We start from the raw sequence: 23,390 nt of genomic DNA, 5'->3' as shown, positions 1-23,390 counted from the left end.
CCGCGCACCGTTTCCTGAGTGCGGCCAGCTCGCAGCGACGACTGAACAAACTCATTAGGGTTCGACAGAGTCACAAGAGTATGAACGACCGCCACGACGTGGTGATCGCCGGTGCCGGACCCGCCGGTGCCCAGTGCGCCCGTGACCTCGCGACGAGAGGGTACGATGTCGTCGTCCTCGAAACCGAGGTCGAGGAGGAATTCCCGCGCCAGAGCAACAAGTCGACGGCGGGAACGTTTCCGTCGATGATGTCTGCGTTTGGCATTCCGGACGAGGTGGTGATGCAGTACACCGACAGCGTCGTCCTCGAGTCGCCGACGGACCACTACGTGAAAGAACAGTCCGGGGCAGTTCTCGAGTTCGCTGACTTCAAGCGGTTTCTCGCCGAGGAAGGCCAGGCCGCGGGGGCGGAGTATCGCTTCGATTCGCGGGTCACGGCCCCGATTACGGAGGGTGATGAGATCGTCGGCGTGACGTACAACGGCGACGAGGAGGTCTACGGCGAGATCATCATCGATGCGACGGGACCGGCAGCGCCGCTTGCGAAGAAACTGGGCGTGACGGACCTCAAGCGGGAGAACCACGCGATCGGGATCGAATACGAGTTCGAGGGGATCGACGTCGATCGACCCGGGTTCGCGGACCTACGCGACGCGATGATGCTCCGATTGGATCACGAAATCGCACCTGGTGGCTACTCGTGGATCTTCCATACCGGTGAGGACACGGCCAAGGTTGGCCTCTGTTACATTCAAAACGAGAGCCACGCGCAGTATGCCCGCGACGGGTTCAGTATCGACGACTATCTCGACCACTGGGTCGATACCGATCCGCGTTTTCAGAGCGCGACCCGTCTCGAAGAGAAGCAACACCGTGGCTCGGCGCACATCCAGATGCCGAGCAAACTCCACACTGACCGCTTCATGGCGATCGGCGACACCGTACCGACGGTCGATCCGCTCTGGGGGGAGGGGATCAACAAGTGTATGCAGTCCGGTCGGATGGCTGCAGCAGCGGCCGATAGCTGCCTCAAACACGGTAATATCGAGCCAACTGCGGAGAATCTCGAGGTCTACGAGACGCTCTGGCACCGCGAGGTCGCCCCGAACATGCAAAATCGACTGTGGATGACGAAACTCCTGTATCTCGCGGATAACGACCGCTACGACCGACTGATGCAGGATCTAAACCGACTCGACGACGACACGCTGGCGAAGGCAAACCGGGGAAACGTCCGTGCTATCTCACAACTCGTCGGTCTCGAGGACGTGCCACTGCTCGCCCAGTTTGCGAAACAGGAGTTCGGTTTCTGAGGCGGACGAACTCAGCGGTCGTCTCGAGACGTGTTCCGGAAGCTCAGACGCGTTCCGGTAGCCAGCCGCCGTCCACTTCGACGTTCTCGCCGCTAACGTATGCCGAATCCGGATCGAGGAAAAACAGCAGCGGCTGGATCAGATCGTCGAAACTCGCGGGACGATCGCGCGGCAGTTCCTCGGGGAACTCCTCGGAGTTCTCGACGACGTACGGCGAAATCGCGTTGACGGTGATACCGTCGTCTTGCGTCTCCGCAGCGAGCATCCGGGTGAACATTACTACGCCCGCTTTTGCGACGAAATACGGGAAGTTCACCGGGCTGACGAGCCCTTTCTCGCTCGAGGCGTAGCCGATATTGACGATACGACCGTACTCGCCGTCGCTGTCGCTCTCGTGCATCGCCGGGAGCGCCCGCTTCGAGCAGAGATAGGTCCCGTTGAGATTGGTCTCGAGAACGCGGTTCCACGTTTCGAACTCGAGTTCGTCCCAGCGGCGTGGTGCGAAGTCGCCGACGTTGTTGACGAGGATATCGACGGAGCCGAGTTCGGATTCGACCGCGGTGAAGAGGCCGTCGACACTGTCGGGATCGGTAACGTCGCCCTGGACGGTCATCGTGTCTTCGGCACCGCGACTGCGCGCTTCCGCGGCGACTTCGCGGGCGACCTCGGCGCTCGTGTGATAGTGAACGGCGGTTCGTGCGCCGCGGTCGGCCATCGAAAGCAAGAGTTCACGTCCGATGCCGCGGGCGCTTCCCGTCACGAGGACCGTACGGCCATCGAGTGCTGGATCGTTCATACGGAGTTCTCATCGGGTGGGTGGAAAAATGGCTCGCCAGTGGGCTTCGGGAAGCGCTATCGGTGCTGTCCCTGGCTCCGCAACGCCAGTTTGGACACCAGGTCTGACACTTAAGTAGGATGGCGGATATAGTCGAGACATGACGCTACAAACCGTCCTTCTCGCGGTTGGACCGGGTGATGCTGATCGAAGCGAGAAACTGGCAGAAACTGTCGTCGAAATCGCAGCGCCAGCGGATGCGACGGTCGTTCTCGGCCACGTCTTTACCAGTTCCGAGTACGACGAGGTATTGACCCGCCTGGATTTCGATACTGAGGCGGCGGAGGACGATCCGGACGAAGTCGCGATGCGCCACTCGACGATCAGGGAATTACAGGAGACGCTCGACGAGTACGAAATCGACTACGAGACGCGAGGGGCCGTCGGCGACCACGGGCCAGCGATCGTCGATATGGCAACGGCAGTCGACGCCGATCGGGTCGTCGTCGGTGGGCGGCGGCGGTCGCCGACGGGGAAGGCAGTCTTCGGCTCGACCGCACAGGAAGTACTCCTCTCGGCCCCCTGTCCGGTGACGTTCGTCCGGAACGAGGGCGAGTGAGTATCGCCGATCGTCGGTAGCCGGTCGATAACACGGAACGAAATCTGTCGCAGTCACTACTCGTCGCCGAGTACAATATGTGTAGTTAAGTAACGCCGCGGCGCTCATTCGAATAGGATGGTCTACTATGCGGGCGTCGATCTCGGCGCGACGAACGTCCGGGCAGCCGTCGCTACGGACGACGGGACGACGATCGGCGTCAGTCGGAACGCCACACCACGTGGACCGACGGGAATCGACATTACGGAAGGCGTTCTTCGAACGCTCCGAGAAGCCTGCGGCGACGCCGGCGTCACGCCGGGCGAGGTCGCCGCCGCGGGTATCGGCTCGATCGGCCCGTTCGACCTCGCGGAAGGTGCCGTGATCGATCCGGCGAATCTCCCGGACTCGATCGACCGCATTCCGCTCACGGGACCGATCGAAAAGTTGCTCGATACCGACGAAGTCCACCTCCACAACGACACGACCGCCGGCGTCATCGGCGAACGCTTTCACGCCGACCGCAACCCCGACGACATGGTCTACATCACCATCTCCTCGGGCGTCGGAGCCGGCATCTGCTGTGACGGCGAAATACTCGGTGGCTGGGACGGGAACGCCGGCGAGGTCGGCCACTGCGTCGTCGACCCGCACGGTCGCCTGACCTGCGGCTGCGGCCGTGACGGCCACTGGGAAGCCTACTGCTCGGGCAACGGCATCCCCGACTACGCGCGCTTGCTCGCCGAGGACGACCCCACGATCACGACCGATCTCCCCCTCGAGAGCCCCGACTTCACCGCCAGAGACGTCTTCGAGTTCGCCGGCGAAGACGAACTCGCCGATTACGTCATCGACCAACTGGCCCACTGGAACGCCATGGGGATAACGAACGTGATCCACTCGTTCGCGCCGATCATGATCTCCTTCGGCGGGGCCGTCGCCCTCCACAACGAAGCGTTAGTCGTCGATCCGATTCGCGACCGCGTCTCCGATATGGTGATGACGAACGTCCCCGAAATTCGAGTGACCGATCACGGTGACGACGTCGTTCTCGAAGGCGCGATCGCAAGCGCACTGACGCAGGGGACCGGCGATCGGACCCGCCTCCAAGACTGACACCGACGAACTCGCGCGAGAACCAATAGTATTTGGACCAACAGGTCGAGATGACTGTATGCGCCGCCGATCGTTCCTCCGAACCGGGCTGACAGCGGGGGTCGCTCTTTCGGTGTCCGCGACCGCCGCCACCGGCTCTCCCACCGCCACGCAGGATAGCGCGTCGAACGTCAGTTCGACGCCCCAGGATGCGACGCCGTCGTCGTACGAACCGCTCGGCCGCGTGGAGATCGACCGCGCGGCCGAAACCGTCGTCGGTGACGACGGCGAAATCGCGTACGTCGCGACCACGACGGGCTTTGCCACCGTCGACGTCTCCGATCCCGCGGATCCCACGGTGCTCGCTCGCGAGGGCGGGATCACGGTCGACGGGACCCCGCTCATCGAAATCCTCGACGTGGAAGTAGACGGCGACCGACTCGTCGTTCCCGGCCCCGCCAATCCGACCACCGAGCCGGTCTTTCACGGCTTTTGCTGCTACGACGTGAGCGATCCCGCCGACCCGACTCCTGCTATCGAACCCTACGAAACCGGCTTTCACATCCACAACTGCTATCTCGAGGGCGACCGCCTGTTCGTCGTCTCCAACGGCCCGCCGCCCGCGGCAAACGAACTCGTCATCTTCGATCTCGGTGATGACACCGTCACCGAACGCGGGCGCTGGGCGCTGCTCGATTACGATTCTTCGTGGGAAGACCTCTACTGGCTCGCCCGCTACGTCCACGACGTCTACGTCCAGGACGACATCGCGTATCTCCCGTTCTGGAACGCCGGCACCTACCTGCTCGACGTGAGCGACCCGGACGAGCCGACGTACGTGTCACACGTCGTCGACCCCGAACTGGACCGCGACGAACAGCGCACGCTCGACGACGAGACGGCCCAGTACAGCCTTCCCGGCAACGACCACTACGCCGCCGTCGACGACGCCGGCGACCTCATGGCCGTCGGTCGCGAGGCCTGGGCCACCGGCAGCGACGACCCCGACGGGGCCGGCGGCATCGACCTTTACGACATCAGCGACCCCACGACGCCAACCCACCAAGCCAGCATCGACGCCCCCACCGCCGACGACGAGTCCCTCGGCGGCACGTGGACGACCGCCCACAACTTCGAACTCCGGGGAGACCGCCTCTACTCCGCCTGGTACCAGGGCGGCGTCAAGATCCACGACGTCTCCGACCCCGCCGATCCAACCGAACTCGCCGCCTGGCGCGACGCCGAAACGACCGGCTTCTGGACCGCCCGCATCCTCGACCCGGAGACGGCGTTCGTCGCGAGCAGCACCGAAATGATCTCCGACGTGGGGACGGGTGAACTCGTTACGTTCCCGACGGACCCGGACAGCGGCGATACCGAGTCCGGCAGTGACGACGGCGGCGCCATCGGCGAGTCGATTCCCGGGTTCACCGCCGCGACCGGCGCAACGGGACTTGCAGGCGGTATGGTCGGCGCGGCGTGGCTGCGTCGCCGACTGCGTTCCTGACGAGTTCGTTCGCAGTGCACGGTCCGGTCGCTCGAGGACCAAACCTATTCACTCCTCGAGTTCGTAGGGCGGGCAATGAGTGATTCCGACGCCGACGGGCCGCTTCGGGAACGCGTCGAGACGTGGCTCGCCCGCGAGATGCCGATCATCCAGATGCACGGCGGAACCAGCGCGGTCCGCGAGGCCGATCCGGAGACCGGCGAAGTCATCATCGAACTCGGCGGTGGGTGCAAGGGCTGTTCGGTCAGCAACGTGACGACGGGAAATATCGAGGCTGAACTCCTCAAGTGGCCCGAAATCGACGAGGTGACGGTTCGCGTGCCGGACGCCCGCGAAAGCCTCGGCGGGCCGGACCAGGCCGAGTCGATCATGGGGGTCGACCGGACCGAAGGCGGCCGCGGCGACTGGGGATCGTCGAATCCCGGAAAGGACCACCTCTGAACTGCCGGTCTCGATCGATAGTGGCTATCCCATCCGCCGTGTGCTTGTCGTTGGCAGGATCGGTCAGTTTTGAGAGTTCCTATATCCTTTTACGCGCGAGTTACGGAGTAAGTCACCATGACGACGTGTGGATGTCCGACCGTAGGAGGTGAGGATGATGGGTAACGAACCCGCCGTGGACGGCCAGGCGGCCGATGACGCGGACGCAGCTGGAGATGCGGACCAAGACACAACCGCTGTCGATCCCACGGCCACATCCAACGACGCCGACGGCGACCACAATACGGACAGCGAGGACGCCGAAACCACAACAGAAACGGAAGCGGAAACGGAAACCGACGGCGGCGTCCACGCCTACACCGTCCGCCTCGAACTCGTCGACGAGCCCGGCGAACTCCTTCGTGCGCTCTCCCCGATCGCGGACAACGGCGGCAATCTCCTGAGCATACACCACGAGCGGGGCAATATCACCCCTCGTGGTCACATCCCCGTCGAGGTCGATCTCGAATGCCCACCCGATCGGTTCGACGACGTCGTCGAGGGACTCCGCGGTGCCGGCGTCAACGTCATCCAGGCCGGTGCCGAACGCTACGGCGAGGAGATCAGCGTCGTCCTCGTCGGTCACCTCGTCGAAAACGACCTCTCGGAGACGCTCTCGCGAATCGAAACCGAGGCGGACGCCGCCGTCATCGACCTCTCGCTCGCCGCCCCCGACGGCACCGAGGCCACCTCCAGCGCCCGACTGCGACTCGCCGTCGACTCCGGCCGAACGGACGCCGCACTCGAAGCCATCCGCTCGATCGGCTCGGCCAAGGACCTCACCGTCGTCGAGCCGCTCCTCGGAGGTGACGCCTGATGGGACAGCGCCTCGCGATCCTCGGCGCCGGAAACGTCGGCCGCTCCGTCGCTGAACTCGCCGGCGAGTACGAGCACGAGGTCGTCGCCCTCGCCGACTCGACGAGCGCCGCTATCGACCTCGGAGGAATCGACGTGACCGACGCGGTCGAGTGCAAACGAAGCGGCGAAGACCTGGGCGAAACCGCGCCCGAAGCCGTCTTCGAAACCGACTACGATGTCCTCGTCGAGGCCACCCCGACGACACTCGACGACGCCGACCCCGGCTTTACGCACGCGAAACGCGCACTACAGACCGACCACCACGTCGTGCTCGCGAACAAAGGCCCCGTCGCCGAACGCTACGACGAACTCCGCGAACTGGAAGCCGATAGTGCAGGCGCGATCCGATTCGAGGCCACCGTCGGCGGCGCGATTCCCGTCCTTTCGACGATCGAAGACTCGACGCCACAGGCGGTCACCGCCGTCCGCGGCGTCCTCAACGGCACCGCGAACTTCATCCTCACCCGCATGGCCGCCGAGGGACTCGACTACGAACACGTCCTCGCGGAAGCCCAGGACCTCGGCGTCGCCGAAGCCGACCCCACGTTCGACGTCGACGGTACCGATGCCGCCCTGAAGTTCGTCATCCTGGCGAACGTCCTGGCAGACGGTGGCTTCTCGCTCGACGATGCAACCGTCGAGGGCATTCAGAACGTCCCCGGCAGCGCACTTGAACTCGCCGCCGAAGACGGGCGCACGATTCGACTCATCGGCGAGGCGACTCGTGACGGGGTCCGTGTGAGTCCCCGGCTCGTTCCCGAAAACGGTGCGCTCGCCGTGACCGGGACGCGAAATATCGTCCAGATCGAAACCCGAAACGCCGGCTCGCTTCATTCGAGCGGCCGCGGCGCTGGCGGTCCCGAAACGGCGACGGCAGTGCTCTCCGACGTTGGTCGTCTTCCGCCACTGTAACCGACCACGACATTCGAGTTCAGCTGTCAGTGTTCGTTTCGGACCGATCCGTGTGGACATGACACAAACCGCAAGCGGGCGTCGGGTTCGGACGAATACGCTTTCGAAATGGTTTTAACCGCAACGAGCAAAAGAGACCGATATAAGCGCCTCTGCGCGTGAGCTACAACAATGAGCGACCAACACCAGAACCTGGCCATCATCGGCCACGTTGACCACGGGAAGAGTACGCTCGTGGGACGACTCCTCTACGAGACGGGGAGCGTACCAGAGCACGTCATCGAACAGCACCGCGAAGAAGCCGAAGAGAAGGGCAAGGGCGGCTTCGAGTTCGCCTACGTCATGGACAACCTCGCCGAGGAGCGCGAACGCGGTGTCACCATCGACATCGCCCACCAGGAGTTCTCGACGGACGAGTACGACTTTACAATCGTCGACTGTCCTGGCCACCGCGACTTCGTCAAGAACATGATCACGGGCGCATCCCAGGCGGACAACGCCGTCCTCGTCGTCGCCGCTGACGACGGTGTCGCGCCCCAGACCCAGGAGCACGTCTTCCTGGCCCGCACCCTCGGTATCGACGAACTCATCATCGGCGTCAACAAGATGGACGTCGTCGACTACAAGGAATCCACCTACGACGACGTCGTCGAGGAAGTTACGCAGCTCCTCAAGCAGGTGCAGTTCAACACCGCAGACGCCTCGTTCATCCCGATCTCGGCGTTCGAGGGCGACAACATCGCCGAATCCTCCGAGAACACGGACTGGTACGACGGCGAAATTCTGCTCGAGTCCCTGAACGACCTGCCGGAGCCGGAGCCGCCAACGGACGCCTCGCTCCGTCTGCCGATCCAGGACGTCTACACGATTTCGGGTATCGGGACCGTCCCGGTCGGCCGCATCGAAACCGGTATCATGAACACCGGCGACGACGTCGTCTTCCAGCCATCGGACGTCGGTGGCGAGGTCAAGACGATCGAGATGCACCACGAGGAAGTGCCGAAGGCCGAACCCGGTGACAACGTCGGATTCAACGTCCGCGGCATCGGCAAGGACGACATCCGCCGCGGTGACGTCTGCGGCCCAGCCGACAACCCGCCAAAGGTCGCCGAGACCTTCCAGGCCCAGGTCGTCGTCATGCAGCACCCGTCCGTGATCACGGCCGGCTACACGCCGGTCTTCCACGCTCACACGGCACAGGTCGCCTGTACGATCGAATCCATCGACAAGAAGATGGACCCCTCGAGCGGCGAGGTCGCCGAGGAAGACCCCGACTTCATCCAGTCGGGTGACGCTGCTGTGGTCACCATCCGACCCCAGAAGCCCCTCAGCATCGAACCGTCCAGCGAAATTCCTGAACTCGGGAGCTTCGCCATCCGCGACATGGGTCAGACCATCGCGGCCGGCAAGGTCCTCGACGTCAACGAGAAATAAATGCAGCAGGCACGCGTTCGACTCGCGGGCACGAGTCCAGACGACTTAGACGACATCTGCGACGACGTCCGCGAGATTGCGAACAACACCGGCGTCAACCTGAGCGGTCCGATTCCGCTGCCGACCAAGACCCTCGAGGTGCCGACCCGGAAATCGCCTGACGGCGAGGGTACCGCCACGTGGGAGCACTGGGAGATGCGCGTCCACAAGCGCCTGATCGATCTGGACGCCGACGAACGCGCACTCCGACAGCTCATGCGCATTCAGGTGCCAAACGACGTCTCGATCGAGATCGTCCTCGAAGACTGAACTCGGTCGACGTACAACGACAGTCGCCGCGCTGCGTTTTCACCATCTTACCGTCCTCTCATCCGATAGCTGCTGGACTCATATCGAGGCAAGACCGTAGACACGATACCGCCTCTCTTAGTAGCCACTGAACGGTAGTGCACACCTGGTCGTACGACGGCGGTACGATCAGTGTGTAAAAATCACCAGTTGTACTATGATTCCACACGGTGTCCGTCGATTCGTGCGGACAGTCGCGTTCACTCAGCGTGCAGACTTTTATCGCTCTCCGTCCTAGAACCAGTATGGCGAACCGATCGCGATCGCGACCCGGATCACGGTCCAGCGAACGGTCGAGTTCACAATCGACGGGTATCGACACTGGTTCTAGCCCGCCGTCGGATTCGACCGTCGGCTCGAGCAGTCCGATTTTCGAAGTGCTCGTTGTCTTCGGGCTTGTCTTCATCGTTCAGGGACTCACGGCCGTTGTCGGAGCGATGGCCGGGCTGTTTATCCTCGCGCCGCCGCTTGCAGAGAACCCGTGGACGATCGTGACGAGCGTTTACGCGCACGATGGCATCTGGCATCTCCTCTCGAACAGCCTCGCGCTGCTCGTCTTCGGCTGGCCCGTTGCCCGCGCAACGACACGAGGTCGGTTTCACGCGTTCGTTCTCGTTACCGGCTCGATTGCCGGCATCTCACAGGTGCTGCTCACCGATTTCGCCGCGACGGCTCCGTTTCTCGCTGGCACGCCGGTGGCCGTCCTCGGCGCGAGTGGAGCCGTCTTTGCGCTGTTAGGCTATCTGCTCACGTCAAACAGACTTTCGGCCGGCTTCGCCTCGATCATCGACGTGCCACAGTGGGTGACGATATTCGTCTTCGTCGGTCTCGCACTTACCGTCACACTCGTAACCGCCGCGCCGGGTGTCGCCCTGATCGCTCACTTCACCGGCTTCTTGCTCGGCCTGCTCGCCGGCCGCACCCGCGTTCTGCACGTGAACTCTGAGTCGAGTGCCAGCCGATCGGTTGTCTGATCACATTGTGTGTTAGGATCGCACCCACACTAACGGGCAGGTCCTCTCGACAAAACACAAGCTACAAATACAAACCAAGGTTAGAAACGAGCGAGGGCTCGTAGATCAGTGGCAGATCGCTTCCTTCGCAAGGAAGAGGCCCCGGGTTCAAATCCCGGCGAGTCCACTCCGTTACGTCCCGTTACTCGTTCAGTTGCAGACACCCTATACCGCAACCGCTTCGGTTGTTTAATCCCGACGAGTTCACTCAGGTAGAGCTGGCGCGTCTCGTCGAGACGCTATTACCGAGGGCAGTGAGTGTTGATGCCGAGACCGCGATCATCGGCGAGACTGATCAGTAGCGATCCGTAATTCAGTTCCGCAGATCACTAGTAAAACGCGCGGTACGTACGAGTAGCGAGGTAGTCACTCCAATTGACGTACCCATAGACGTTTATGAATCAGTGATGTACGAATCCCGGATCGACGATGACAGACTACAACAGCGTCCCACACCGAGAGCTCGGTGTTGAATTCGGTGAGTTAGCCGGCCAGATTGAGGGGCATTCGTATCCGATTACGAACGAGGAACTCGTCGAGGAGTACGGTGAGCACGTCATCGAATTCCCGAACGGAACGGAATCGGTCCGCGAGATCCTCGGTTCGTTCGCAAACGAGACGTACGAATCCCCGAGAGAGGCGCGGCAAGCGGTGTTCAACATGGTTGACAGCCGAGCTATCGGTCGGAAGTACTACTCCGATCGGACGCCACCTGCAATTGGGGAAAGACGGGAAGATCAACAACTCTCCTTCTGATAGGCGTCGGCCTCGGTACTCGCAGTACGGCCTCCGACGGCAAACGTAACAACGAAGACGGGAAGGCGTGAGTTTGCGATCTCGAACTCGTCGACTGCGCAAGCGCGTTGAGTTGCTCACTCCCGACGAGTTCGGCGCGGTAGTGCAACGGTTCGAAAGAGACGAGGGTTACTTGCCGCGGTATATCGCGTGGAAGATCCAGAGCAGGATGTATCCGGCCTCGGCCAATGCGATTCCAAACGTCGCATCGTCGATGTGCGTGAGAACGTACTTCGAACCGAGTGATAAAAACGCGGCCATACTGGAACTACGCGTTCGGCGGCTAAAAAGTGTACTATAGAGAGGATATCGTCTCCCGTAGCTGACCGGCGGCACGGTTCAGTCGGGCGCTGGCCGAGTTCAGCGTCGGTGGATTCGCCACCGATGCTGGAAGCGCCGCCGACGGGCCGCGGATCGGCGAATCGAGTTCACTGCCGGCGGTCGAGAAACCGGCCGGGTGGACGTTGTACCGGTGCGGGGAACGCTGCAACTGTCGAGACGGATCACGAGTCCCCTGAAGCCGACGGTGACGCGGTCCGATACTCGATATCGGACGGGCGTCGGCTCACACGCCTTGTGCTCGACGACGAACTCGGTACCGACACGAACGGCTCACCGGCGATCGACGCGGAACTCGTCCTCGTAGCTGAACTCGGCTTGTGGACATCCGAGCGAGCGGTGCTCGCAGAACCGGCAGTGCGAACCGGGGCTCGCATTCTCGAACGTAGAGTCGTCCGCAGCCTGCAGATCGTCGAGCACGTCCGGCCACAATGGCTCCAACTCCGAAACCGCAAAGAGTTCTGTCGCCGGACCGGCCTCGCCGACGTACACGTAGCCGGCGTGGGTGATGGGGTCGTCGAAGCGGTTTCGACAGGCTTGGACGTAGAGTTGCAGTTGGTGGCTTTCTTCGAGTTCGTTTCGCGTTCGGCTCGTCTTGTAGTCGAGGACGGCGAGGCCGCCGTCTGGGTGTCGGCGAACGGTGTCGACGTATCCGGTGACATCGCCCGCCACGTCCGGGATGTCTGTGACGGTGATGGGGACTTCGGAGCCGACGGCGGGCCAGCGGGAACCGTCGGTTTCGAAGTACCGGTCGATACAGTCGAGCGCTGGCTCGAGTGCGGGCCGTAGATCACGGCTCTGGGCGAGGCGGTTACACGCCGTTCGCCAGTCGGCGCGGTCGTCGTAGTCGCGCCAGTAGGCGAGTTCGGCGACGGCGTGAAAGAGCGATCCGACGTCGGCCTGGGTGTGGGTGGATTCCGTTGCTGTGCCGGCGATTGGATCGGGAAATGCGTCGACCACGTGGTCGAGGACGTGTTTCCGCTCGCAGTTTCGAACGGCCTCGAGTGCGGTGTGGCTGTGCTGGCGCGCCAGTTCGGCGTCGACGGTTCCGCCGAGTGGCGCGTCGGCGAAACGCGAGCTCGCGGCGTCCGTCTCGGAGTCGTCGTCCGCAAGCGTTCCGGCGACGACCGCGTCGGCGAACTCGAGGACGGTTTCGAGCGCCCGTTCGGTCGTTACTTCGGACTGGTAGTACGTGATCGTCCCGGGGTCCTCGTCCACGCCGCGGTTCACGGCGTCGGTGTAGTCCCGGACGGCGGCAGGGGTCTGATCTGCGAGGTCGTCGTAGCTGTCCATCAGTGCATCCCAGACGGGCAGTCGCGGCCCCTCGGCCGACCAGTGAACCGGGGTGTCACTCTCACTCGTCTCGTCGGGAAGGTGGGAATCCAACAGATCGGCGCTTGGACCGGCGTCTTCGACATCGTTCCCGAACAGGAAGAGACGCTCTTTCGCCCGTGTGAGCGCGACGTGGAGGACGCGCCACTCCTCCGCGATCTGGTCGTCGCTGCAGTCGGCTCGAAGGGGGTCGTCCAACTCGTCCTGAATGTCGTCGACGAGTACGTCGTAGCGGTAGAGGTCTCGCTGGTAGTTCTCGAGTGCGATGTGGCCGAACTCGGATTCGGTGAGGAAGGGCAACAAGACGGTATCGAAGTCGAGGCCCTTGGCCTGGTGGACGGTCATGATGTCGACGGCGTCGTCGGACTGCGAGCCGGGGTTCGTCGCCGTCTCGTCGTCGGCCGAGAGCAGGTGTGCTTGGCGTTCCAGGTAGTCGACGAACGCCGGTGTGAGCCCGGATTGAACCGGACTGTCGTTGAACGCGCCGATCAGGCGCTCGACGTTCGAGAGCGCGTCCCGGTCGCTCTCGCGGAGGAACCAGTCGATCCGCGTCTCGCGCTTGAAGTGACGGTAGAGTTCGGAGATGGAGTGCGTCGTCGAAACCGACCGCAGTCGCTCGTAATCCGCGAGCGCTTCGCGAACGCGGTCGGGGCGAGCGAGCGCGGTGTCCGCATTCGCGAGCGCCTCGTATCCCTCCGGAACCGTTTCGCCCGCGGTCAACAGCGTATCGATGTCCGCCTCCGGAATTCGATAAAGGTGCAGGAGGATGCGCTGCCAACTCACGTCGTCGTCCGGCGAGACGAGAACCCGGAAGTACGAGAGGACGGTCCGAACGCCGTGCCCGAGATCACCGGAGGCGTCGCTCGAGAGCGTGTAGGGGATGCTGTCTCGGTCGAGTTGCGCGGCGACGTCTCGGGCGTTCTGGTTGCGCCGGACGAGGACGGCGATATCCGAGAGGTCGCGGGCGGGAACGTCCTCGAACCGCCCCGTGAGAAGGTGGGAAATCGTCGTGCTCACCTGGGCGGGCGTGCGCTCGCCCTCGCTGTCGACTTTGAAAACGTTCGGCGGATTCGACTCCTTGTACGCCTCGATAGCGTCCTTGTCGGGATCGAGATTCGTCGCCAGGTCGAGGATCGGCTGCCGCGATCGGAAGTTGAGTTCGAGTCCGATCTCCTCGAAGCTCGCCGGGAGGTTCGACATGTTCTCGGGGTCCTGGCCGCGCCACTCGTGGATGGCCTGATCGCTGTCGCCGACGACCATGATGTCGAGGCCGTCGCGCAACTGCTCGACCAGTTCGAGCTGTGACTCGTCCGTGTCCTGGAACTCGTCGCAGTAGACGGCATCCCATTCCGCGAGGATGTCCCCGCGAACGGTCTCGTCCTGCAGGAGCGAGACGGTCCGATGGATCAGCTCGTCGTAGTCGAACGCAGTGCGCTCCTCGAGCGCGTCGAGGTATGCCTCGTAGGCACCGACGAACGCTCGCACCCGCCGCAGCATGTGGACGAAGTGTTCGAGCCGTCCCATCGGCGTCTGCGCGATCGACGTGAGCGGGCCGGTCTCCCCCTCGAATATCGCCTCGGGGAGCCGGTAGTCCTGCCACTCGAGTTCAGTCGTCGTCCGGAGGTGGTCGGCGACGTGGGTTGCCGTTTCGGCCATCGCCTCAAGGTGGGTTCCGACGGCGGTCTGGACATGGTGCGGACCTGGGTCGTCGAGTTCGCGAGCCTTGGCACGGTAGACGACCGACAGCCGGTCACACCGCTCGGCGAGTTCGTCGTCGTCCCACATGATATCGTTCGCGTCGACGTTACAAACATCGTGTGCCATTTGCGTCAGGTCGTCGACGAGGCCGAGCAGGTCTCGTAGCGCCTCGTCGTCGGGGAGATAGGCTCGAATCTCGCCCGGGTCGATCGCTTCGCGGCGCATCGATTCGATGAACGACGTGAGTTCGGAGAGCGTCCCCTCGTTCGTGCCGCCCGCCGAGGGCGCGCCCGGTGCGACGAACGAAAAGTCGATCTCGTCGTAAACGGATTCGATCAGTTGCGGACGATCTGCCTCGGTGACGAGTTCGAACTCGGGCGAGACGCCGACGTGGTAGGCGTACTCCGTCAGGAGCTGCGAGCTGAACGAGTGGTAGGTATAGACGTCGATGTCGAAGGCGTCCTGTGGTCCGAGTTCGTCGCGGAGCTTCGCTTGAATCGTGTGTGCGGCCTCGTTCGCGAAAGTGAGCACCAGTAGGCGGTTGGGTGCGACGTCGCGATCTTCCATTTCGGCCCGGAGCCGCTTGACCATCGTCGTCGTCTTGCCGGAGCCGGCGACGGCCTCGACCGTGTGCGCGCCGCCGGTGGCGGCGATGACGGCCGATTGGTTACCCTTGGGTTCGACGGTGTTCGGCTCCGCGGATCGCGATCGGGATTCGAACTCGGTTTCGGCGGCGGCGTCACCGTCGGTTGCGTTGTTGTCCGACATTAGTCGTCACCCGTCGGTGCGTCCGTGGTATCCTGTTTCCGTCCGTGTTCCGTCGTGTCGTCAGCGTTCCCCGAAACCCGCGACTGGGGACGCGAACGCGGCCGGTCGCCGAACGAAAGCTCGGCTGCCAGGTAGTCGGGACAGGCGTCGCGATAGGCGCAGTACTCACAGGCGGTGGCCGTTATCTCGTCGAACCGCCGCTCCCGCGGGTCGGTCTCACCGGCGCGGATCGCCGCGGCCCGGTCTGCGATCAGTTCGACGAGATCCCACCGCTCTTCCTCGTACGCACCCTCGAAGTGACGGCGTGCGATATCGACGTGGACGCCCGATCCGGACGGCGATTCGGGTCCGGGTTCGAACTCGTAGGCCGGTCGACTCTCCGCAAGCGGGGCGACGTAAGCGAAGTCACAGGGCAGATCGATTCCGAACTCGGCTTTGAGCCCGCGAATCGCGACGCCAGCCCTGACGAAGCTACCGATCTGGCGCGGGTAGTACTTCCGGCCGTCGAGAAAGTCCCGAACGTGGCTGTCGGACCAACTCACGTGCAAGATGCCCGTCAGATCCGGCACGTACCTGATCGCGAGATACCCCTGGTCACGCTCGACGACGGCGTCGACGGCAGCCTCGTATCGAATGCCGTCGCGTTCGTAGCCGAGCGTGGCATCCGCATCGACCAGTCGCTCGGCGTGGCCGTGCCCACCGTTCGAAAAATAGGCCTCGATCGCAGCCCCGACCGCCTCTTCGTCGTACCGCTCTTGCTCGCCGGCCAGGTACGACTCCCGTGACAGCCGCCACCGCTGGTCGAACTGCTCGAGTGCGGTGTCAATGCGCTCGGTTTCGGAACGCGCATCCGCACGCAACCCAGCAATGATCGGCCGCCGGAGGAGGTCTCGACGGCGCGCTCTCACCCGATCGCGACTCCCCTCGCGCGGCGAGAGCGGCCGCTCGAACGTGAACTCGTACTGGCGCGGGCAGACGAGGTGCGTCGCGAGTTCAGTTGCGGTGATGACGGTCGTCTCGGTGGCGGTTTCGGCGTTCGTCGGCGCGTCGGAGTTGGGGTCAGTCATCGTTCGTCACCGTTTCAGTCTCAGTCTCAGTCTCAGTCTCAGTTTGCGGCTCTCGTTGCTCCGCAGCCGGGCGAACCGCGCCGCGTGCGAGATCGAACTGCGTCTCGACGGCGCGCTCGAACCGGGAGTCGACCGTCTCGCGCGCTTCGAGAACTCGCTGGATGGCAGCCAGCGTTTCTTCTGTCGACTCGAGTTCGACGTCGCCGCCCGTGCTGGCCTCGGCCTGAATGCGCTCGAGTTCGGACCAGGGCTGGGCCAGGATTTCGGTCGACGCGCTGCCGAGGGTGTGGATATCTCGATCGGTGCCGACGCCGGCGACTTCCTCGACGCGGAGTTGCGGGCAGTCCTCGATCGCGTGCAGGTACCGCGAGCGGTGTTGTAACCGGCCGATCGAGCCGTCCGTCTGGCGGTACGTACAGAAGTACAGTTGCTCCTCGGCGGCTCGTGCGCCGATGGCGAGCTGTCGGCGTGCGCGTTCGTCGTGGTAGCGTTCGAACGCGTTGCCGGCGATGTCGGCGGCCTCGACCGTCGCGTACGTCGCCGCCACGTCGGCCGCAGTGGGGTTCGTGACCGCCGGATAGCCGTCCATCTGTTTGATCCAGGCGGTCGGAAACAGCGGTGAGAGGGTTTCCTCACCCGGGTACTCGCCGTCGACGACGTTGAGCAGGAAGACGGCCGTTCGGCTGTCGTTCTTGAGCAGTCCCACGTCGCCGACGGTGACGCCGCCCTCGGGAACGGAGACCGCGGCGGTGTGGGCGTAGGGCGCGTCGTAGGTGATCGCGCGCTCGAGCATCGTGACGAACTGGATCCAGTCGCCGGCGAGGATGTCCTGTCCGTCGACGAACTCGGCGATCGAGAGGAGCCTGGAGACGTTCTGGAACTGTTCTCTGGCGTCGATGGGCTCTGTATCCGCCGCGATACGTCGTTTGAGGTCGGTTGTGACGATCCAGCGTTTCAGGCTCTCGGCGACCGAGTTCCGGACGACGCACTCCTGGATGAGATTCTCGTCGAGTTCCGGCACTCGCGCATCGAGCAGGTCGTAAGCCTGCTCGCTGTCGTCGATGTGGTACTGAGCGAGCGCGTGGAGTTCTCGAACGGCGAGGTCCTGTTCGAGGCCGTTGACGCCGGCCGAGGCGGTCGGAACGCCGGCGTGTTGGAGCACGCGCCGAACGCGGGGCATCGGATTGCCGACGTGGCGCAACAGGACGGCGAATTCGTCGTATTCCCAGCCGTGTTCCGCTCGCAAGAACTCGATTTCGTTGGCGACCGCCTCGACCTGCTGGTCGAGCGTGGGTTCGCTGATCAGGCGTGCGTGCGCCTCGGTCTCGTTCGATCCCGCAGCGGCGTCCGCTTTCGCATCGGTACCGTCGCCGTTATCGACACCGTTACCAGCAATCGCGCCATCCCGGTCGCCATCGCCGCCGGTTGCGAGAAACGATCCGAACGCCCGACCGGCCATCTCGGTCCCCGTCCCGGTATCCGTCTCGGGAACCGAGGGCGTCGTCTCCGCGTTCGGTTCGGTGGGATGGTCGACGACGGTCAACGCGGGTGCGAGTTGACGCACGGAGCCGGCTTCCGTCTTCGTGCGCTCGATACTCGCGTGCTCCTCGCCGACGCAGCGGAGGTCGACGTTACGCGTCAGCGTCGCCAGGTACTCTCTGTCGAGTTCACCGCACTCCTCGAACTCGACGGCGAGGACGACGTCGAACTCGCGTTCGATCCGCGCTCGAATCGCCGTGCGGTCGAGCGCGTCGATGGCCCGCTCGATCGTCTGGGCCTGTTCGAGCAGGTCGCGCTCGGCGAGGCGCTCGTGGAACGCGTCGTTGACGGCGGCGAGTTCCCGGAGAGACGCGTCGTACTGCTCCCGCTCGCCGTCCGTGCCGGCCACAGCCGTTTCCGCGGCCGGGGTGACGTCGAACCCCCCGTTCCACGTCGCATCGAGCAACACCTGTCCCACGTCGCGGCCGAACGAGTCGTGCTCGCTCGCCCGCTCGAAGTACGGCGACCAATCGAAGCCGTCGAGCACCCGCGCGAGGAACTCGATTCGCTCCTCGTAGCCGAGCCGCGTTATCCCCGGTTCGGCCTCCTCGAGTACCATCCCGGCGTGTCGCGGGAGCGACTTGACGTTCGGTCTCCCCTCGAGTTCGGCGGCGTCGCGAAGCGCCGCGGTGAACTCGTCGATGCCGGTCGGCAGACGTTTGAGGACCAGGACGTTTCGCGGGTCGCCGTCCGCGGACTCGAGTGCGGTCGTGTAGATATCGGCGACGCGGGTCGCGAGCGAGCCGCTATCGAACGGAAGGACGTGGAGTGTGCCGTCGAGGGCAGGTGTGCGTGACATATCCGGACGAACGTACGTTCGTCCTGAATATCGGCTGTCGAATACTTATCGATTCGGAAGACTGTCGTGGGAAACGGTCTGTTGCCGACCGGAAAGCCCGCGCCGACGAACACTGTGTCGGACTCCCTGTTACCGCTGGGATCGGCCACGAGACGCTTCCCTGGCCAGTTCAGCGGCGGCGGTACGAACGGATTCCGTCAAAAACTGAAATTACGCGGTGGTTATTGTGCTCGTTACAGCAGCAGCGACACAACCGCGAGGACGAGAAACGCGATCACGAGCCACTTCGCGATCGTCATCGTGAGCCCGGCGACACCGGTCGCGCCGAGCGCACCCGCGATGACTGCAATCACGAAAAACATGAGTGCAAGTTCTAGCATGGTCGGATAGATGACCGTTCAGCGAATATGAATTTGGCATGCATACGCCGACGTGTGGGCCCGCCCAACCGATACCGCGTTCGTTGATTCGCTCCGCGGTTCTGGGTGGTCTCCGTTGTGTATTTTCTCGTGGGCTGATCGATCGACGCAAGCGTTGGTACAGCAGCGCGATCACTCCGCAGCTTGAACTCGACTGGTGGTGAAACTAGAACGCAAAAACGACTACAGACAAACCCGGGTTCGAGTTATTCCCCGAGGTGCGACCGGTATCCTTTCGGCTCGAACCCGCGACGACAAATGACGCGTTTCCGGCCGACCGTGATCGCGCTGATCTGATTGTCGTCTTCCATACTGTCGATCACCGCTTCGAGCCGGTCCTCTGACCAGCCGGTTTCCTCGCGAACGGTCGATTCGTCAACCCGGCCACCGCGCTTGACCAGCAATCTGAGAACCTTGTCTTCGTCGGGGAGGTCGCGTTCGTCGACGCCGTACTCGATCTCCTCGGCATAACTCAACGTCTCGTCCTCGCGTTCGTCTGTCGATGCGTCAGTTGTTCCCGTCGTGGACTCACTCGCCGAGCGCTCGTCGTCCGAGTCCCCCTGCCAGAGCGACGAGAGGCGAGCCCAGAGTGTGCTGAATACCATTGTCGATCACCCTCACGGCAGTGTGTCGCGGAAATCCGTCAGTAGCATACTCTTCTGTCCTATCGGTTATATATCTGTGCTCTGCCCGAGCCGGAGGAATGTGTGTCGTTCACGACTGGCGTGATCGGTTCCCCGCCGCCGGGTCGTCGTCGTCCGCTGTTCACTTCGAGTACCAGACAGGATAGCGAGTCGACTGTGATAGCCGGTCGAGAAGACAGAACAGCGCTTGGCGAGTGCACGAACAACACTGTTCTCAGTCGTCCGCAGTCGCGACGCGGTCGTGATACGTCTCCGCGAGTTCAGTGAGCGTTTCGTGGTGGTTGGTCGAGTGGGGGGCGGTGAGTGGGGAGATGCTGATGCGGCCCTCGGCGACGGCGCGGCGGTCGGTTCCGTCGGGGTCGGGGATCGTTTCGGGGTCCATCGATTCCCAGACGCGGTCGTGGAGCGTGACGGATCCATCGGTGGCTTCGGCGTCCATTTCGTAGCGTTTCGAGGGGCGCGTGATTTCGATGGGTGCCGGCCGCTTCCCGGGAGTTGGGACGTTGACGTTGAGGTAGGCCGCGTGGTCGAAGACGCCGGCGTCGAGGGCGTACTCGGCGAGGTAGGTCGTGACGCGGCGCGCCTCGCGGAAGTCGTCGGTCGAGAGGTCGATCTCGCGAAGCGGCGTCTCGTCGACGGGGACGTACATCGACGTGGCAATTGCGGGAACGTCGAAGAAGGCGGCTTCGACGGCGGCACTGATGGTGCCCGAGCGGCCGAGGACGTACTCGCCGAGGTTGGCACCTCTGTTACAGCCTGCAACGACGAGATCCGGGTCGGGACCGAGTTCGGCGAGGCCGGCGACGACGCAGTCGGCGGGAGTTCCCTCGACGGCGTAGCCGAGCTCGTGGTCGACGAGGCCGATTTCGCCGCCGTGAGAGATCGACCGGCCGCAGGCGCTCTGGTCGCTTGCGGGCGCGACGACGGTGACGTTCGCGTTGGCGTGCTCGACGAGGGCGTCGTGGATCGCGCGAATGCCGACGCTGTCGATCCCGTCGTCGTTGGTGAGCAGGATCTCGAGGGTGTCGCTCATAGCGGTTTTGTTGGAGGCTGGAGCGAAAAGGACTCTGGTTTCGGTAGTTCCCTCGTCTCGATCACCAGTGGCGTTGCTAGCGCGACGTTAGCCGATCCGATCGACGATCGTCTCCTCGTCGACGACCAGATTGTACGCCTCCTCGTCGTCGTTCCAGAGCGCGAGAATCTGCTCGAACGAGCACACCTCGCCGTACTCGGCCTCGAGCAACGGCCGGTTGAGCGAGGTTTCGGACGTGACGACGGCGTAGTGGTCGACGGCCTCGCTGCCGTCGCTGATCTTGAACAGCGGATTCGGTTTCTCGCCGTACTCGGACTCGGCGGCCCCGCTCAGCGAGCGGCTCAACTTCGCCGCGACGAGGTCGATCCGGTTCGTGACGTGGCGCTCCATCTCGGCCATCTTCGCCCAGTCGTCCGTCTCGAGTTCGATATCGATGCGGCGCGTGCCGTCCAAGCGCAACAGCGAGTGCGAAAACTGCACGTCGACGTTGACGAACTCGCCGGGGGCGTGCTCGGCGTCGTCCGCGGGCGTCGCCTCGTCCAGTCGGCGCTGGAACGCGGGCACGGCGAGATCGGGGCGCACGTCGAACGACCAGCCGCGATCGGACGGGCGCTCGCCCGGCCAGAGGCGGACGGTCGGTCCGTAGACGGTGACGCGACCGAGGCCGCGGCGGTCGGCGGTCCCGCCGTCGCCGTTCGCGTCGTCCGCGTCGTCCCCGTCGGATTCGAGCGCGCTGAACTCGCTCGGGTCTCGAATCCGCTCGTCCTCGAGTTCACGTTCGGTCTCTCGAAGGGAGGTGCTCGTGTTCTTGTCGGCGGGGGCCAGCGCGAGGAGCGTGCCGTCGGGTGCGAGGGCGTCGAGGAGCGAGCGAGCGACGGCCGTCGGCGCTGTGAGTTCGTTGAGAACGTTGCAGGCGAGGACGAGATCGAACTCGGTTGTACCGTCGGTCGACCCGAGTGTTGCGGGATCGACGTCCTCGATCGGCGACCGGTGAACGGTCGCGTGAACGTTTTGCCCCGTCTCCGCGAGTAGCGCCTCGAGGACGTCCGCGGCGGCGCTGGGTTCGACGGCGTGGTACTCGACGAGCGCGTCCTCGGGGAGGTACTCACAGAGGCCGAGCGCGGGGCCGCCGACGCCGGCTCCGACGTCGAGTACGCGGAGCTTCCGGCCGAGGAGGCCGCGTTCGGCCAGGTCGTCCAGCGCGTACTGGATCGCGGCGTAGTACCCCGGCAGGTGATAGATCGCGTAGCCCGCCGCCACGTCGTCGTCGTAGGTGACGGACCGGCGCTCGAGATACCGGGATTTGAATCGCCGGATCGTCGAGCGCAGCAGGTCGCCCGCGGCGTCCGCGTGCCAGTTCACGCCGTAGCGATCGACGAGGAAGTTTTCAAGCGCCTGCGCGTAGCGCTCGGGGAACTCGCGAACCGGCCCTCGGTTCGGCCGGACCGGATCGTCCGAGACGGGGACGAAGGTTCCGTTTTCGCGTTCGATCAGGCCGAGGGCGGGTGCGTCCTCGCGGAGATGTTGGCGAACGACCGCCGGATGTGGGTTCCCCTCGACGTACTCGCAGATCTCGTCGGGATCGATCGGCCGGACGTTTCGCAGGTACTTCGCGTTCGAGCGAATCGCCTCGCGTTGGTCGGTCATCGGTCGGTCTCCTCCGCTTTGCTGTCGGCGACGGGTTGCCCGTCGCTCGGTCCGGTCGCGTCCTCGTGCCACTGCGCCGTGGCGTCCCGGTAGAGCGATTCGAGTTCGGTTGCGTCCGCGTCGGCGATTGCCCCGGCGGCCGCCGCGACCTGCTCGGCTCCCTCGAACGTGGCCTGAATATCGGCGTAGACGCGGGGCGTGCCGGCGGTCACGTGCTCGGCGAGCGTTCGTAACTGCTCGTATATCGGCGTCTCGAAGCCGTCCGGGACGGATTCGGCCGCGAGGGCGAAAGAGAGGACGGTCGCGTGGGTCATCGCTTGCACCGTTTCCATCGCGTCGTCGTGCTCTCTCGCGGTCGTCTCGACGAGTTCGTTGCCGCGGGCCGCGAGCGCGTCGAGGAGCGCGGTCGTCGCCGGGCCGTCGGCGTCGCGAACGACGGCGATCGAGCCGGGGGCTCGGGCCGGCGCAAACAGCGGGTGGAGGCTGACGCGCTCGCAGTCGGGTGCGTGGCGCTGCATGGCCTCGATCGGGGCGGCCATCACACCCGAGACGTCGACGACGGCTCGCTCGGCCCGCGAGGCGTGGGCGGCGATCGCCTCGGTGATGTGTGTCATCGGGACGGCGAGGCAGACGGCGTCGTAGGCGTCGGTAGCGCCGGCGGCGTTGGTGGTATCGGTGGTATCGGTGGCCTCGTCTGCATCGGGGGTGCCATCAACACCAGCGCCCGTGCCGTCTTCGAGGACGGTCGCGCTGCCGCCGGTCGCCGCCGCTGCCGCAGTTGCGGCGTCGTGATCGAGGTCGGCGAAGGTCACGTCGGCGTCGATGGCGCTGCCGAACCAGGTCCCCATCGCACCCGCGCCGACGATCAGTACGTCCATCGGTGGGGTCTACCTGCCGCCGTTGCAAAAGACGTTCGATCGATTAGCGCGCCGCCGCCGCCGTTTCGAACCGATCGGCCGCCGCTGAACGCGTCGCGG

Annotated in this window: 21 protein-coding genes and 1 tRNA gene; 12 read left to right on the top strand and 10 right to left on the bottom strand. The window is 64.2% G+C overall.

Annotated elements, in window-relative coordinates; genetic code table 11:
• The first annotated feature begins 80 nt into the window (after positions 1 to 80).
• The gene (locus tag C481_RS13710) at positions 81 to 1,313 is read left to right on the top strand and encodes a digeranylgeranylglycerophospholipid reductase (protein ID WP_006109831.1); all 1,233 of its coding nucleotides are present in this window, start codon (positions 81 to 83) and stop codon (positions 1,311 to 1,313) included.
• A gap of 43 nt (positions 1,314 to 1,356) precedes the next feature.
• Here C481_RS13710 and C481_RS13705 read toward each other — a convergent pair whose 3' ends face one another.
• On the bottom strand, positions 1,357 to 2,109 hold the full coding sequence (locus C481_RS13705; protein WP_006109830.1) for an SDR family NAD(P)-dependent oxidoreductase: 753 nt from the start codon (positions 2,107 to 2,109) through the stop codon (positions 1,357 to 1,359).
• A 139-nt stretch (positions 2,110 to 2,248) separates the two neighbouring features.
• Between C481_RS13705 and C481_RS13700 the strand changes: the two genes are divergently transcribed.
• The 11 genes from C481_RS13700 (at position 2,249) to C481_RS13650 (ending at position 11,089) form a co-directional block, all read left to right on the top strand.
• Positions 2,249 to 2,707 carry a universal stress protein gene (locus tag C481_RS13700; RefSeq protein WP_006109829.1) on the top strand — a complete coding sequence of 153 codons (459 nt, stop codon included), beginning with the start codon at positions 2,249 to 2,251 and terminating at the stop codon, positions 2,705 to 2,707.
• A gap of 117 nt (positions 2,708 to 2,824) precedes the next feature.
• Positions 2,825 to 3,802: an ROK family protein gene (locus C481_RS13695; RefSeq protein WP_006109828.1), complete on the top strand. Its 978-nt coding sequence runs from the start codon at positions 2,825 to 2,827 to the stop codon at positions 3,800 to 3,802.
• 58 nt (positions 3,803 to 3,860) lie between these two features.
• Positions 3,861 to 5,288, top strand: coding sequence for an LVIVD repeat-containing protein (locus C481_RS13690; protein ID WP_006109827.1), 1,428 nt, complete (start codon positions 3,861 to 3,863; stop codon positions 5,286 to 5,288).
• Positions 5,289 to 5,363: 75 nt separating this feature from the next.
• On the top strand, positions 5,364 to 5,729 hold the full coding sequence (locus C481_RS13685; protein ID WP_006109826.1) for a NifU family protein: 366 nt from the start codon (positions 5,364 to 5,366) through the stop codon (positions 5,727 to 5,729).
• 157 nt (positions 5,730 to 5,886) lie between these two features.
• Entirely contained in the window at positions 5,887 to 6,585 is a 699-nt protein-coding gene (locus tag C481_RS13680; RefSeq protein ID WP_006109825.1) for a hypothetical protein, read from the top strand.
• Complete coding sequence (locus tag C481_RS13675) at positions 6,585 to 7,538, top strand: homoserine dehydrogenase (protein ID WP_006109824.1); 954 nt, start codon at positions 6,585 to 6,587, stop codon at positions 7,536 to 7,538. The genes C481_RS13680 and C481_RS13675 overlap by 1 nt, the downstream gene beginning before the upstream one ends.
• A 171-nt stretch (positions 7,539 to 7,709) precedes the next feature.
• Positions 7,710 to 8,972, top strand: coding sequence for a translation elongation factor EF-1 subunit alpha (tuf, locus tag C481_RS13670; RefSeq protein WP_006109823.1), 1,263 nt, complete (start codon positions 7,710 to 7,712; stop codon positions 8,970 to 8,972).
• On the top strand, positions 8,973 to 9,281 hold the full coding sequence (gene rpsJ, locus C481_RS13665) for a 30S ribosomal protein S10 (protein WP_004215311.1): 309 nt from the start codon (positions 8,973 to 8,975) through the stop codon (positions 9,279 to 9,281).
• Positions 9,282 to 9,565: 284 nt separating this feature from the next.
• The gene (locus C481_RS13660; RefSeq protein WP_006109822.1) at positions 9,566 to 10,294 is read left to right on the top strand and encodes a rhomboid family intramembrane serine protease; all 729 of its coding nucleotides are present in this window, start codon (positions 9,566 to 9,568) and stop codon (positions 10,292 to 10,294) included.
• 94 nt (positions 10,295 to 10,388) lie between these two features.
• A tRNA-Ala gene (locus tag C481_RS13655) sits at positions 10,389 to 10,460 on the top strand.
• Between the two features lie 302 nt (positions 10,461 to 10,762).
• Positions 10,763 to 11,089 (top strand): DUF5789 family protein, encoded by a 327-nt coding sequence (locus tag C481_RS13650; protein WP_006109821.1) that lies wholly within the window; start codon positions 10,763 to 10,765, stop codon positions 11,087 to 11,089.
• Positions 11,090 to 11,257: 168 nt separating this feature from the next.
• On the opposite strand, the gene C481_RS22980 is transcribed toward C481_RS13650, so the two are convergent.
• The 9 genes from C481_RS22980 to C481_RS13615 form a co-directional block, all read right to left on the bottom strand.
• Entirely contained in the window at positions 11,258 to 11,389 is a 132-nt protein-coding gene (locus C481_RS22980) for a hypothetical protein (RefSeq protein WP_275040068.1), read from the bottom strand.
• A gap of 351 nt (positions 11,390 to 11,740) precedes the next feature.
• The gene (locus C481_RS13645; RefSeq protein ID WP_006109820.1) at positions 11,741 to 15,265 is read right to left on the bottom strand and encodes an ATP-dependent helicase; all 3,525 of its coding nucleotides are present in this window, start codon (positions 15,263 to 15,265) and stop codon (positions 11,741 to 11,743) included.
• Positions 15,265 to 16,332, bottom strand: a complete 1,068-nt coding sequence (locus C481_RS13640) for a hypothetical protein (RefSeq protein ID WP_006109819.1) — start codon at positions 16,330 to 16,332, stop codon at positions 15,265 to 15,267. The genes C481_RS13645 and C481_RS13640 overlap by 1 nt, the downstream gene beginning before the upstream one ends.
• Positions 16,325 to 18,670, bottom strand: a complete 2,346-nt coding sequence (locus C481_RS13635; protein WP_006109818.1) for a PD-(D/E)XK nuclease family protein — start codon at positions 18,668 to 18,670, stop codon at positions 16,325 to 16,327. The genes C481_RS13640 and C481_RS13635 overlap by 8 nt, the downstream gene beginning before the upstream one ends.
• 233 nt (positions 18,671 to 18,903) lie before the next feature.
• Positions 18,904 to 19,050, bottom strand: a complete 147-nt coding sequence (locus C481_RS21280) for a DUF1328 domain-containing protein (RefSeq protein ID WP_006109817.1) — start codon at positions 19,048 to 19,050, stop codon at positions 18,904 to 18,906.
• Positions 19,051 to 19,295: 245 nt separating this feature from the next.
• Positions 19,296 to 19,694, bottom strand: a complete 399-nt coding sequence (locus tag C481_RS13630) for a helix-turn-helix transcriptional regulator (protein WP_006109816.1) — start codon at positions 19,692 to 19,694, stop codon at positions 19,296 to 19,298.
• Positions 19,695 to 19,947: 253 nt separating this feature from the next.
• Entirely contained in the window at positions 19,948 to 20,766 is an 819-nt protein-coding gene (gene surE / locus C481_RS13625) for a 5'/3'-nucleotidase SurE (RefSeq protein ID WP_006109815.1), read from the bottom strand.
• An 87-nt stretch (positions 20,767 to 20,853) separates the two neighbouring features.
• Positions 20,854 to 22,413 (bottom strand): small ribosomal subunit Rsm22 family protein, encoded by a 1,560-nt coding sequence (locus tag C481_RS13620; protein ID WP_006109814.1) that lies wholly within the window; start codon positions 22,411 to 22,413, stop codon positions 20,854 to 20,856.
• On the bottom strand, positions 22,410 to 23,291 hold the full coding sequence (locus tag C481_RS13615; protein ID WP_006109813.1) for a prephenate dehydrogenase/arogenate dehydrogenase family protein: 882 nt from the start codon (positions 23,289 to 23,291) through the stop codon (positions 22,410 to 22,412). The genes C481_RS13620 and C481_RS13615 overlap by 4 nt, the downstream gene beginning before the upstream one ends.
• Between the last annotated feature and the right edge of the window lie 99 nt (positions 23,292 to 23,390).

Origin of the sequence: Natrialba asiatica DSM 12278 (assembly GCF_000337555.1) — an archaeon.
Classification (GTDB): domain Archaea; phylum Halobacteriota; class Halobacteria; order Halobacteriales; family Natrialbaceae; genus Natrialba; species Natrialba asiatica.
This window is presented reverse-complemented; position numbering and strand designations above follow the sequence as displayed.